This is a genomic window from Amycolatopsis sp. QT-25 (assembly GCF_029369745.1).
GTDB lineage: Bacteria > Actinomycetota > Actinomycetes > Mycobacteriales > Pseudonocardiaceae > Amycolatopsis.
Genome location: NZ_CP120210.1, coordinates 7,413,531 through 7,426,445, shown reverse-complemented (window position 1 = coordinate 7,426,445; position 12,915 = coordinate 7,413,531). Strand labels below are relative to the sequence as shown.

The following is a 12,915-nucleotide window of genomic DNA, read 5'->3' as shown; positions in this document are numbered from 1 at the left end:
CGTGGACGAGGAGGGCGGGCATGGACCTGGACCGGCGGGCGGCCGACGCGTGGTTCCGGCGGCGCGGACTGCCGATGGTCATCCACCGGCGGAGGCGCGGAGCGGGCATGCTGCGCCGCTCGACGCCCGGGCTGGTGTTCCTGAGCCTGCTCGACCTGCTGTTGGCGGGCTTGCTGAAGTTGCTCGACGTCCCCGAAGAAGTGCTCGCGGCCCGGATGCGCGAAAGCGGTCTCGCGTACGTCCTCGGTGTGCTGGCACTGACGTTCGCCGTGGTCGTCGTGCCGGTGATCGCCGGTCGCCTGATGGCGAAGCTGTTGCGGGCCCTGCGTCGCGCCCGGGTGCGGCTGGCCGTGATGGCGGCGACGATCGGCTTCTGGCTGCTCGTGCTGCCGTTCGGCGAACGGCTCACCGGGCTGGTGTCGTGGGAGAACCCGCTCTGGGCGGCCGTCCTCGCCAATCTCGTCGCGCTGGCCGTGCTGATGCTGCTCGTCCGCGTCGGCCTCGGCTCGATCCTGACCTGGGCGGCGCGGAGCGCGGTCGCGCAGGTCCGGGCCATCGGCACGCTGGCGTCGCGGGCGTTGCCCCTGCTCCTGCTGGTGGTGATGTTCAGCTTCTTCACCGCCGAGCTGTGGCAGGCCGTGGAGCGGCTGACCCCCGGCCGGTTGTGGCTGGTCGTCGGCTTCCTCGTGGTGATCGGCGCGGTGTTCCTCGCGTCGATGCTGTCCGACGAGATCAAGGAGTCGAAGTCCTGGACCGTGGAACCCGGGGCGCCCGTCCTGCGCGGCACGCCGTTCGACGACGAGACACCCCCGCCCGATCGGCGCGCACTGACGAAGATCGAGCGCTTGAACATCGCCTTGGTGCTGTTCCTCGCCCAGGCGGTGCAGATCGTGGCCTTCGGGGTGCTGGTGTTCGCGTTCTTCGTCGTGTTCGGGGTGCTGATGCTCCGGCCGGAGGTCGTGACCGGGTTCGCCGGTCGCGAATCGGCGCCCGGCACCCTGTTGGGTGTCCCCCTTCCGGTGAGTTCCGCGCTGGTGAACGTCTCCGTCTTCCTCGCCGTTTTCTCCGGTCTGTACTTCGCCGCATCGACCGCGACAGATGCCCGGTACCGGCGTTCTTTCTTCGAACCTTTGTTGGAGGATGTGAAGATCAGCCTCGCGGCGCGTGACATTTATCTGGCCCATTGGGCGGATGTGCGTTCGCCCGAAAAAGTTACCCTGGAAGCAGAGGACATTCCGTAGTGAGGTGGTCACCATGAGCGGGAAGGGCGGAACTCCCTTCTTCGATGCACCCGACGTCGTGAAGGGCGATGGCACTCAGGCAGATCCTCCGGGCGACACGTTCGCCGACCCCCTGTCCGGGCTGGTCACGACCGGCACCGCGGCCCAAGCGGATCCGTCGGTGGAAGCCGACGAAGTCCACGTCCAGGTGCCGGGACCGGTCCAGCCCGACCCCGAAATGGTGAGCAGGATGGTCAACGCGGCCATGCTCGCGGACGAGCAGCCCGCCGGGAGCCCCGGCGCCGAACACACCGCCGTCCGGCCGCCCACCGACATCGTCAGCACGGTCGGTGAGCAAGGCGCTGCGCCGATCGGGATCCTGCCCCAACAGCGAACCTGGCCGTCCAGGCCGTCTCAGCTGATCCGTCCACCTCGCCGCTTCAAGCCGGAAGAGCCGGTCGAGGTCGACGAAGAGGCCGAGGTCCGAGTGCGGCGTGTCAAGCGTTCCAGGCAGATGCCGAGGCTCGGCAAGCCGTCGTCCAACACCACCGGCGTGATGATCGCGATCGCCCTCATGATCGTCTTCGCGATCCTGGCGATCCAGCTACTGTCCAGCCTCTTCAACAGCATCGCGGGGATCTTCGGGTAACCCGTCCGGACGGACCTCACCCATCGGGATACCCTGGCCGTACGGTCGGGGGACCCGGCGGTGACCCGGGTCGCACCCCGGCGCCGCGTGACTAGTGGGGTGGGCGTATCAGCGAGGGCGTGCAGTCGGTGCCCGAAGCGGGCACTGGTTCTTCGGCGGGGCGTGACGCTTCCACGATGTACCGCGTGCGGCGGGTGCTGGCGATCAAGCCGTTCCGCCGGATCTGGGGTGTCTCGTACCTGTGCAGCGTCGCGGACTGGCTGAACTTGCTGACGCTGACCGGCCTGGTCACCAAACTGACCGACAACTACGCCGCGCAGAACTTCGCGTTCGTCGGTGTCGTGCTGACGTCGCTGCTGCCGGGGCTGCTGTTCGCTCCGATCGGCGGGCTGCTCGCCGACCGGTTCGACCGGCGCAAGGTGATGGTGCTCTGCGACCTCGGCCGGTGCGGATTCCTGCTGTCGATCGCGTTCGTCGGCACGCCGTGGTGGGTGTTCGTCGGGAACTTCCTGGTCGGCTGCTGCGCGATGATGTGGATCCCGTCGAAGGACGCGGCGGTGCCGAACCTGCTGCGCCGTCCGGACCAGGTCGAGACGGCCAACCAGCTCGGCATGGTGATGACCTACGGCCTCGCGGTGATCACCGCGGCCGGGGCGAACGCCGTGCTCACCGGTAGCAACACCACGTTCCACTTCTTCCAGGGCGACGCCCAGCTCGGTATCGCGAAGATCGCCGTCGTCATCACCGGCCTGCTGTACCTGATCAGCGCGATCGTGATCGCCACCCGGATCCCCGAGCTCTCGCTGCGCAACGTCCACTCGGTCGAGGAACCCAAGCCCAAGGCGGCAGGCGAGGAGAAATTCGGCTTCCGTCAGATGATCGCCGACGGCGCCCGCTTCGTGCGGACGACGCCGCTGGTGCGCGGGCTGATGATCGGTGCTTTCGGCGCCTTCGCCGCCGGTGGCGCGGTGATCGGTTCGGCCAAGCCGTACTCGTCCAGCCTGCTCGCCGGTGACGCGGCGTTCAACCTTCTCGTGCTCGCCGTCTTCCTCGGGCTCGCCACCGGGATGGCGGTGGCCCCGAAGCTCGCTCGGCGGCTCGCGCACGACCGGCTCTTCGGGATCTCGATCGTCGCCGCGGGCCTGTTTCTCGTCGTCGTCGCGCTTTCACCACATCTCGCCGTTTCGCTGGTCGCCGTCGCCGCCGTCGGGGTGTGGGCCGGGACGGCGTTCCTGACCGGCGTGACGATCATCGGCTCGCGGATCGAGGATTCCATCCGCGGCCGGATCAACGCGATCTACCAAGCGCTGATGAAGATCGTGCTGTTCGGTTCGACGGTGCTGGTTCCGGTGCTGATCAGCCTGGTCCAGCCGACCGCGATCTCCGTGTGGGGCAGCACGATCACGATCGACGGCACGCGGCCGGTGATGATCGGCGGCGCAGTCCTAGCGCTGCTCGCCGGTATCTTCGCCTACCGGCAGATGGACGACCGGCGGGCGGAGCCGATCCTCGCCGACCTCCGCAACGCCTTGCGCCGCAGCCCGCGCCGGGTGAACGGGCTGCTGATCGCGCTCGAGGGGACGCGGGCGATCAACACCGAGATGCAGGCCGCGCGGCTGGCCGAATGGCTGCGCGCCGGTACGCGTCCGGTCGTCCTGGCGGCCGACCCGGCGCTGGACGACCAACGGCTCGCGAAACTGATCTCCGGTGCTTCGTTGTCCGGTGCGCGGGCGCAGGCGCTGGCCGCCGCCGCGGTGCGGGCGGACATCGTCGAACGGGATATCCAGCCCGCGCTCGACGCCGGTTCGGTGGTGGTGATGGAACGGTTCGTGGACTCGCCGCTGGCGCATCTGTCCGCGGTCGCCGGGCTGGACAGCCAGGAACTCGAGGGCCTCGCCGACTGGGCGACCAACCGGCTGCGGCCGGACATCACGGTCCTGCTCGACGCCGATCCCGGCATGGTGATGCGGAAGTCGGAATCGCTGGACGCGCAGTGGCGGGTGCAGCATCTGCTCACGGAAATGGCCGCCGCCGACCCGGACCGGTACGTCGTGGTCGATGCGGAGGGCACCGAGGACGAGGTGAGTGAGCGGGTGCGGACCGCGATCCGCGCGGTGCTCGTCGGCAGGCTCGCCGGGCTCGCCCCGGCGGAGGAAAAGGTCGAGGTGAGATGACGGAAGCCCCTGCGCTGATCGGTGTCTGGAAGCAGCTCGTCGGCCAGGAGCCCGCCGCGCGCACGCTTTCTTCGGCGTCGGCGGCGGCCGTGCGGATCGTCGAGAACCAGCCTGTCGCGCCCGGCGCGATGACGCACGCCTGGCTGGTCACCGGTCCGCCCGGTTCGGGGCGCTCGACCGCCGCGCGGGTTTTCGCGGCGGCGTTGCAGTGCGGCACCGGCACCGGATGCGGGGAATGCCTCGGCTGCCGCACCGTGCTCGCCGGCACGCACGCGGACGTCAAACTCGTCGCGCCCGAAGGCCTGTCGATCTCCGTCGCCGAAATGCGCGCTCTGGTACAGGCCGCCGCCCGCCGCCCGACCACCGGGAAGTGGCAGGTGGTGGTCATCGAGGACGCCGACAGGCTGACCGAAGGCGCGTCGAACGCGTTGCTGAAGGCCGTCGAGGAACCGCCGGAACGCACGGTGTTCCTGTTGTGCGCGCCCTCCGATCACCCGGACGACGTGTCGGTGACGATCCGCTCGCGGTGCCGCCTGGTCACGTTGCGGACGCCGCCGCCCGAGGCGATCGCGCAGGTGCTGATCGAGCGGGACGGCCTCGATCCCGAGCGTGCGCGGTGGGCCGCGTCCGTCTCGAGTGGACATGTCGGCCGCGCGCGACGGCTCGCCACCGACGAGGCCGCCCGGCAGCGGCGGGCGACGGTGCTGCGGATCCCGCTCGGCCTGCGCCGTCCGGCCGATGTGTTCACTTGTGCCGATCAGCTGATCAGCGCGGCCGAGGCCGACGCGGGCGAAGAGAGCAAGGTCCGCGACGAGGCCGAGCGTTCCGAACTCCGCACCGCGATGGGTGGTGACGGCATCGGGAAGGGCGTTTCCGGGGCGAAACGAGCCGCCGAAGCCGCTGTGAAGCAACTCGAAAAACGCCAGAAGTCACGCGCGACCCGGACGCAGCGGGACACCCTCGATCTCGCACTGGTGGACCTGGCCGCGTTCTACCGGGACGTGCTGGTGACCGCGAGCGGTGCGGCCGCGACACTGAACCACCCCGACCACGCCTCGGAAATCGCGCGGGCCGCTTCCGCCTGGGCGCCGGACTCGATCCTGCGCCGCCTCGAAGCCGTCCTGGAATGCCGTGAGGCCATCGACCTGAACGTGAAGCCGCGAATCGCCGTCGAAGCCATGGTCACCACCCTGCGCCAAGGCTGACCCTGCTCCCTCCGCGCCACCCCAGCCCCCCGCCCGTCCCAGGGGGGCGACCCCGAGTCCAGTTTACCGGGGGTGGAGGGGGAAAGGGGCTGGTCGCGGGAGTTGTCCACAGGTGGGGAGGGTTGTGGACAAGTGCTGTGGGTAAGTGAAGCGGATTCGGGGTTTTACGACGGCGGCGGCGACGTTCCCCTGCATTTAAAGAGAGCAAGGGGCCTTCGCCGCGTCGAAGCGGCGAAGGCCCCTTGAGCCTCAGGCGATCAAGGTGCTGATGGTCCTCTCAGACGTGGACTGAGCGTGAGAAGACCGTTCAGTCCTCCGAGCGCGGACGTGGCGAAGGCTTGAACGGCTTCTTCTCCTCGACCGGAACGGGAACCACCGAAAGCCGGCGGCGTCCAGGCATGGCCGCCACGAGGACGACGCCGATCAGCAGCATCGCGGTACCCGACCAGAACATCGGCACCGTGTCGTAGGCCGCGTTGGTGTAGGCCAGATTCTTGACCGGCCCCTTCGGCGCCGCGCCCCCGTTGTTGCCGGCGGGAGGAACCTGAGCGGTGCCGCATTCGACACCACCGGCCGGTGCGTACGCGCGGGCGATCTGCTCACCGAGCGAGACCTGGGCCAGCGACGAAGGCAGCTTCTTCGCGGCGTCCGGCGGAAGCGCCTTCTGCAACGCCGTCGTCGGCAGGATCTGCAGGTCCAGCAGCCGCGCCGAGGCACCCATCTGGAAGCCCTTGAACGGCGAGGTCAGGTCGCTCGACTTCTGATTCAGCCCGGCGATCGACAGCTTCAGCACGCCGAGGTCGAGGGTGAGCCCGTTCCCGGCCTCGCCGCCCGGAAGCTGTTTGGTGGCACCGTTCAGCATCTCGGCGAGGCCGCCGACGACCGGCACGTTCTTCAGCTGCTCGAACCCGGGGACCTGCTTGAGGGACGGCAGCGGGATGCCGATCGGGATGTCCTTGGTCGGGTTGTTCGCGTCGAGGGTGAACAGGGCCTTGTCGCCGCGGACGATCTGCAGCACCGGTGCGGTGTACTCGACTTTCGACGTCTTCTTGTCGCCCGTCGAGGTGACACGCAGCGTCGGCTGGCTGACGACCTTGATCGTCAGGCCGAGCGGCGTGCCCTTCAGCAATTCGATGCTGGCCGCCTGCAGGGTCGACGTCGATTCGACGGCCTTGTTCTTCGAGCCGGGAATGTCGACGAGCCGCACGACCGACCGCGACGACAGCGTGTTCGGCAGGCTCAGCACGGCGCCCTTGCCGTCGGCGCCGGCACTGGTGCCCGAAAGGAGACCGCCCAAGCTCGCCAGTGGACCGGGAAGCGCCTTGAGACCGGCCGTGAGCTGCTCCGGAGCCTCGGTGAGCTGCTCGGCGCCCGGGATGTTCGGGATGGTCGGCAGCAGCGCGAGGTTCGCGATCGACGTGCTGGAGTCGGCGATCGTGCCGACGCACGGACCGAGCGTCGGGCTCCAGCGCGCGTGCGCCTCACCGTTGAGCAGGCCGAGGTTGAACAGCGGGTTCTTCGGCGCGTTGAGGCCGCCGCTGATCGGCTTCGGGTTGTCCGGCATCGCCGTCTGCACGAGACTGCCCGGCGTCTGCGGCGCGTTGCCCGCGGCGGACAGGCCGAACGGCGACGACTGCGCGATCGACTTCTCGTAACTCAGGTAGGCCTCGGAGTTGGCCTGCGCGCTCGACAGTCCCATCCCCGCCTCGAGCGCGGACTGCTTCGGCAGCATCTTGTCCGCTCCGGGAAGGATGGCGCTCGTCGGCACCGCGTTCGGCAGCAGCCGCAGCACGCCGAGGGCCGCTCCCGCGTCACCGACGGCCTTGCCCAGCGGCTGCGGACCGATCGGCGCCGACATCGGCGGCTGTCCCGGATTCGCCGGATCGGGGATCGGCGTGGTGGGAATCGTCTGGGCTGTCGCCGGGGCCGCGGTCAGCAGAAGCAGGGCCGCGGCGGCCGGAAGCGCCAGCACACGGGGCAGTCGTTGCCGCATGGACAGGTCCTCCAGTGGGGATGGGCCGATCTTGGGGGACTGAGACCGGCGTCATAGGCCCTAACGACGGTGGCCCCGGAAGGTGACGTTCAACCCCTCCGCTACACTGGTCTTCGTCATCGGGTGCGAGCCCGATGTCCGCCGCCTTAGCTCAGTCGGCCAGAGCGATTCACTCGTAATGAATAGGTCAGGGGTTCGATTCCCCTAGGCGGCTCCGCAGGTCAGGGCCCCATCCGGATACGCCGGATGGGGCCTGACTCGTTGCGGGGGCGGTCCGCGCGGCCGGAGCGGAATTCACCCGTTGGTGTCACCTTTCAGGAACATCCGCGACAGCGAAGTGCCCACTCCCGTGAGGTGGTCGACGAGCGTGTCCGCGTCCGCGTCGAGCAGGCCGGAGCGCCAAGCGAGCATGATCTCCACGAAACCGCCGATGCCCAGCAGGACGTTGACCCGGAATTCCAGCCCGTCCACGTCCGGCTTCAGGTGTGGCCGGGCGAGTTCGATCAGCAGGCCGGTGGTCTCCTGGACGGTCTGCCGCCGCAACTGCTCCAGCACGGCGCTGCCCGCGTGGTCGCCGAACAGGATCTGCGTGCGGGAAGGTTCTTCCCGCACGTGGTGCACGACGACGTCGACGGCGGCGCGAAGCTGGTCCAGGGCGGGTTGCTCGATCCGGGCGGCGACGGCGTCGAGGACCATGCGCAGGGTTTCGTCGCGCACCTGTTCCCAGGCGGTGGCGAGCAGGACGTCGCGGTTCGCGAAGCTTTCGTAGAAGTACCGGTCCGTCAGGTTCGCCCGCGCGCAGACGCCGCGCATGGTGACCGCCGCCCAGCCTTGTTCCTGCCAGATGTCCAACGCGGCGCCGAGCAACGCGAGCCGTCGTTCGGCGCGGCGTTCGTCGGCGGTTTTGCCGCTGTAGCGGCGGGGCGCGGTCACTCGTCCATCTTGACAGCAGGTGCCTTCAGATTCATTCTGAGGGCATGCGACCGCAGAACGGCCTGCGCCCCCGGGTGGCCGCCGCGCTGACGTCCGTTTTCGTGCGGCCGATCGCCAACGCGATCCCGGCCAACCGGGCGGGCATCGCCTTCTCCCGCGCTTTCCTCGCGAGCAGTCTGTGGCTGGCTTCGCCGCCGCTGAAGGGAAGCCGCATCGAGCCCGGCATCGGGGGTGAGTGGGTCCGCGGTCCTGAAGTGACCGAAGGCGATGCGGTCGTCCTCTACCTCCACGGCAGCGGTTACGCGCTCTGCTCGGCGCGCACGCATCGCGGGCTGACCACACGGGTTTCCGGCGGCACCGGGCTGCCCGTCTTCGCCTGCGAGTACCGGCTCGCGCCCCGGCATCGCTTCCCGAGCGCCGCCGACGACGTTCGCGCGGCCTACGAACGGCTCCTCGGCCAGGGGTACCGGCGCGTTCTCGTCGCGGGCGACTCGGCGGGCGGGCATCTCGCGGTCGATCTCGCCGCGCAGCTGATCCGGGAACGGAAAGCCCCACCTGCCGCGCTGGCCCTCTTCTCACCGCTGTTCGACGTGACGTTTTCGTTGGCCGCCCAAAGAGAACGCATGAGCCCGGACCCGATGATCTCCGCCGCCGCGGCCGCGCGGCTGGTCAGTCTGTACACAGTGGACGCCGACGCCGCGTCGGCCCGGCTGAGGTTCGCCTTCGACGACATCGAGGGTTTCCCGCCGACGATCATCCAGGCGGGCGGCCTCGAAATGCTCGCCGCGGACGCGATCGAGCTTTCCGCAGCGCTGCGCCGCGCGGGCGCGGACTGCGAACTCGAGGTGGTCCCCGGCCAGATGCACGTGTTCCAGGCATTGAGCCGCTTCATTCCCGAAGCGGCACCGGCGATGGAGCGGGCTTGCCGGTTCCTGACCGAGAACCTGACAGCGATCGAAAAGGTGGCCGGGTGAAACGGACCCACGGAGCGCACGCCGTCGTCACCGGGGCGGGCAGCGGGATCGGCAGGGCGATCGCCACCGAGCTCGTCCGGCGTGGCAGCCGGGTCGTTTGCGCGGACATCGACCTGGAATCGGCCGAGGAAACCGTGACGATGTCGAAAGACAAGGGCGAAGCGGTCGCCATCGCCTGTGACGTGTCCAGTGTGGACGAAGTCGCCGAGCTCGCGAACCAGACGCGTTCCTGGCTGGGCCGCGAGCCGGACCTCGTCGTCAACAACGCCGGGATCGGCGCCGGCGGCAAACCCGTCGGGGAGAGCCCGCTGTCCGATTGGCGGCGCACCCTCGGGGTGAATCTCTGGGGAGTGATCCACGGTTGTCACACCTTCGTCCCCGCAATGCGCGCGGCGAAAGCGGGTGGCGTCATCAACGTCGCCTCGGCCGCCGGCTTCACCGCCGCACCGAGGATGGCCGCCTACAACGTGAGCAAGGCCGGGGTCGTCAGTCTGTCCGAGACACTGGCCGCGGAGCTGTCCGGAACGGGTGTCACGGTCACCGTGCTGTGCCCGACTTTCGTGCGTACCGGCATCTTCGGTGGCGAACTCATCGACGCCGCGGCGCGTGGCCTCGCGCAGCGGGTCTCCGATCTGGTCGGGTTCTCGCCGGAGCGGGTCGCGCGGGCGACCCTCGACGCCCACGATCGCGGCCGCCTCTACGTGGTGCCACAACCCGACGCTCGGCTTCTCTGGCACGCCAAGCGTTTCGTGCCCGTCCCGTACACGCGGATCGCCGGTCTGCTCGGCCGGTTCCTGCCCGCCGAAAAGGAGAAGTGATGGCCTACGACTTCGACGCGCTGCTCCGGACCATCAAGGACAAGCAGTGGTCGCTGGCCGACATCGACTGGGACGCGCCCGGCGCGGAGACGATGACCGGCGAACTCCGCGCCAAGATGCGGCCGTTCATGGCCGACCTCGTGTGGATCGAGCACGTCGGCGCCCGCGGGTTCGCCTCGCTGGCCAAGAAGGCGCCGACACCGGTGATCCAGGAGATCTACCGCTACTTCCACGCCGAGGAACAGAAGCACGCCAACGCGGAACTAGCGTTGATGAAACGCTGGGGCATGCTCGACGAGCACGGTTCGATGCCCGAGCCGAACATCAACGTCAAGCTCGCCATCAAGGTCCTCGACGACTACGGCGACACGTTGCCGCTGACGGCATTGGCCACGCTCATCCCGCTGCTGGAATGCGCGCTGGACGGCGCACTGGTGAAGTTCCTGCTGGAAGAGGTCTCCGACCCGGTGTGCCATCAGGTGTTCCGGCACATCAACTCCGACGAGTCCCGGCACATCACGGCCGATTTCGAAGTGCTGGAGCTGATCGGCGCCGGCTCCGCGACCAGGCTGCTCACCGAATCCGTCGGCTCGCTCAAACCCCAGCTCGTCCTCGGCCTGATCGTGGTGTTCGTCCCGCTCATCAACAAGATGCGGGACAACATCGTCGCGATGGGCCTGCCGGAGAAGAAGCTGTACAACGCCGTGAAGCGGTTCTCCACCATCGGCGGCCGCGGCGAGTTCACGAACCGCATCCCGGCGTATCACGTGCTCAAGGCACAGGCGGCGATGATCGTCGACCGATCGCACGTCTACCACCGGCTGCTCGCCGACCCGATGGTGAAGCTGACCCGCCTGATCCCCCCGCGGCTGCTGGGAAAGCCGCAGTCGTGGACCGAGGAGATCACCCACGAACCGGTCGCGTCATGACACTGGAAACCTTCGAGGGCGAGGTGCTGCGCGGAACCGAATGGTTCGGGCGCGACTTCGCCGGGCAGCGGGTCGCCGTGGTCGCGCCCGGCCGTGACGCGGCGCAGATCGTGCCCGAGGTGGCGGCCACCGCGCGTGCGGTGAAAGTGTTCCAGGAAGAACCCGACTGGGTGGTGCCGATGCCGGTCCCCGGGCCGAACGTCCTCGGCATCGCCGTCGCCCGGATCTTCCTGCGCCGGCAGGTGAAAGACCCGTGGATCCGCAGGCTGCTGACCCCCGACCACCGCTTCGGGTCGCGTCGGACGGCGCCCGGTCTCGGTTACTACGGGGCGCTGCGGCGGCCCGGATGCAAGCTCGTCACCTGGCCGGTCTACGCCTTCGTACCCCACGGAATCCGCACCGCCGAAGGTATCGAGCACCAGGCGGACGTCATCGTGCTCGGCGCCGGTTCGCTGTTCGCCAAGGAAGGACTGCCCGCATGACGCCGGACCACGGGATCGCGATCATCGGCGGCGGGTTCTCCGGGATCGGCGCCGCGATCCTGTTGCGGAAAGCCGGCTTCGACGACTTCCTGATGCTGGAGGAAGGCGACGGCGTCGGCGGTGCCTGGCATTGGAACACCTATCCCGGCGTCGCCGTGGACATCCCGTCGTTCAGCTACCAGTTCTCGTTCGAGCAGATCTCCGGCTGGTCGCGGGTCTACGCGCCGGGCCGCGAACTGAAGGCGTACGCCGACTACTGCGTCGACAAGTACGACATCCGCCGTCGCACCCGCCTCGGCAGCAAGGTCGTCTCGGCGACCTTCGACGACGAAACGCACTTGTGGCGGCTGGAAACCGCCGACGGCTGGGCGATGACGGCGCGGTTCGTCGTCGGCGCCACCGGCGTGCTCACCCAGCCGAAGCCGCCGGACATCGACGGGCTCGACGGCTTCCGGGGCACGGTCATGCACACCGCGCGCTGGGACCACGGCGTCGAACTGCGCGGGAAACGTGTCGCCGTCGTCGGGACCGGGGCCTCGGCCGTGCAGGTGATTCCGTCGATCGCGCCGGAAGCAGGCCGGCTGACGGTGTTCCAGCGCACGCCGATCTGGTGTCTGCCCAAACCCGACGCCGTCCTGCCGCGGACGGCGCGGCTCGCGTTGCGGCGGCTGCCGGGCGCGAAACCGGTGTCCCGGCTGGCCAGCCAGGCACTCGTCGAGGTGACCTTCCCGCTGGCCGCGCATTTCCACCGGCTCCTGCCGACCGCGAGCGCGGGGGAGCGGATCGGGCGCGCGCATCTGCGCCGCGCGGTGAAGGATCCCGTGATCCGCGAGAAGCTCACCCCGCGGTATGCCCTGGGCTGCAAGCGGCCGAGCTTCTCCAACGAATACCTGCAGACGTTCGACCGGGACGACGTCACGCTGGAGACCACGAGCATCGACGCGATCACCGGCTCCGGGGTGCGCACCGTCGACGGCACCGAGCATCCGGTCGACGTCCTGGTGCTGGCGACCGGGTTCAAGGTGTTCGAGAAGGGCAACATGCCGGCCTTCACCGTACGCGGATCCGGCGGTACCGACCTGGAGAAGTTCTGGCAGGAGAACCGGTTTCAGGCCTATCAGGGCGTCAGCGTCCCTGGTTTCCCGAACTTTTTCACCATTCTCGGGCCCTACGGCTACAACGGTTCCTCGTACTTCAACCTGATCGAGACGCAGACCGCGCACATCGTCCGGTGCCTGCGCAACGCCCGCAAGATCGGCGCGACCCGCGTGGAGGTCACGAACGAGGCCAACGACCGGTACTTCCGGAGCATGCTGGAGCGGCGCAAGCACCAGGTGTTCTTCCAGGACAGCTGCTCAGGGGCCAACAGCTACTACTTCGACGCGAACGGGGACGTGCCGTTCCGCGCCTCGCCCACGGTGGAGACGATGGTGACGAGCCGGTTCTTCGACCTCGGCGACTACGCCTTCGCGGACGGCCGGTGAACACTGGCTGAAGTCCGCCGTCTCCGGCACGGATGAGCCTTAGGTTCGATTTCC

The 12,915-nt window shown here is 68.9% G+C and carries 11 protein-coding genes and 1 tRNA gene; 10 read left to right on the top strand and 2 right to left on the bottom strand.

Annotated features, from left to right (window positions below):
- Positions 1-20 precede the first annotated feature (20 nt).
- The 4 genes from P3102_RS34790 (at position 21) to P3102_RS34775 (ending at position 5,248) form a co-directional block, all read left to right on the top strand.
- Positions 21-1,241, top strand: a complete 1,221-nt coding sequence (locus tag P3102_RS34790) for a hypothetical protein (protein ID WP_276364894.1) — start codon at positions 21-23, stop codon at positions 1,239-1,241.
- A 13-nt stretch (positions 1,242-1,254) separates the two neighbouring features.
- Positions 1,255-1,869: a hypothetical protein gene (locus P3102_RS34785; protein ID WP_276364893.1), complete on the top strand. Its 615-nt coding sequence runs from the start codon at positions 1,255-1,257 to the stop codon at positions 1,867-1,869.
- Between the two features lie 119 nt (positions 1,870-1,988).
- Positions 1,989-4,043, top strand: coding sequence for a dTMP kinase (locus P3102_RS34780; protein WP_276364892.1), 2,055 nt, complete (start codon positions 1,989-1,991; stop codon positions 4,041-4,043).
- A complete protein-coding gene (locus P3102_RS34775; protein WP_276364891.1) occupies positions 4,040-5,248 on the top strand; it encodes a DNA polymerase III subunit delta' in 1,209 nt (402 codons plus the stop codon). Before P3102_RS34780 ends, P3102_RS34775 begins: the two co-directional genes overlap by 4 nt.
- Positions 5,249-5,555: 307 nt before the next feature.
- On the opposite strand, the gene P3102_RS34770 is transcribed toward P3102_RS34775, so the two are convergent.
- On the bottom strand, positions 5,556-7,241 hold the full coding sequence (locus tag P3102_RS34770; RefSeq protein WP_276364890.1) for a hypothetical protein: 1,686 nt from the start codon (positions 7,239-7,241) through the stop codon (positions 5,556-5,558).
- Positions 7,242-7,381: 140 nt separating this feature from the next.
- Here P3102_RS34770 and P3102_RS34765 point away from each other — a divergent pair.
- Positions 7,382-7,455: transfer RNA gene (locus P3102_RS34765), tRNA-Thr, on the top strand.
- An 80-nt stretch (positions 7,456-7,535) separates the two neighbouring features.
- Here P3102_RS34765 and P3102_RS34760 read toward each other — a convergent pair.
- The gene (locus P3102_RS34760) at positions 7,536-8,174 is read right to left on the bottom strand and encodes a TetR/AcrR family transcriptional regulator (protein ID WP_276364889.1); all 639 of its coding nucleotides are present in this window, start codon (positions 8,172-8,174) and stop codon (positions 7,536-7,538) included.
- Between the two features lie 44 nt (positions 8,175-8,218).
- Between P3102_RS34760 and P3102_RS34755 the strand changes: the two genes are divergently transcribed.
- The 5 genes from P3102_RS34755 to P3102_RS34735 are packed head-to-tail and all read left to right on the top strand — an operon-like array spanning position 8,219 to position 12,861.
- Complete coding sequence (locus P3102_RS34755; RefSeq protein ID WP_276364888.1) at positions 8,219-9,148, top strand: alpha/beta hydrolase; 930 nt, start codon at positions 8,219-8,221, stop codon at positions 9,146-9,148.
- A complete protein-coding gene (locus tag P3102_RS34750) occupies positions 9,145-9,966 on the top strand; it encodes an SDR family NAD(P)-dependent oxidoreductase (protein ID WP_276364887.1) in 822 nt (273 codons plus the stop codon). Before P3102_RS34755 ends, P3102_RS34750 begins: the two co-directional genes overlap by 4 nt.
- Complete coding sequence (locus P3102_RS34745; protein WP_276364886.1) at positions 9,966-10,895, top strand: ferritin-like domain-containing protein; 930 nt, start codon at positions 9,966-9,968, stop codon at positions 10,893-10,895. The genes P3102_RS34750 and P3102_RS34745 overlap by 1 nt, the downstream gene beginning before the upstream one ends.
- Entirely contained in the window at positions 10,892-11,377 is a 486-nt protein-coding gene (locus P3102_RS34740; RefSeq protein ID WP_276364885.1) for an FAD-dependent oxidoreductase, read from the top strand. Before P3102_RS34745 ends, P3102_RS34740 begins: the two co-directional genes overlap by 4 nt.
- A complete protein-coding gene (locus P3102_RS34735; protein WP_276364884.1) occupies positions 11,374-12,861 on the top strand; it encodes an NAD(P)/FAD-dependent oxidoreductase in 1,488 nt (495 codons plus the stop codon). Before P3102_RS34740 ends, P3102_RS34735 begins: the two co-directional genes overlap by 4 nt.
- The last annotated feature ends 54 nt before the right edge of the window (positions 12,862-12,915 follow it).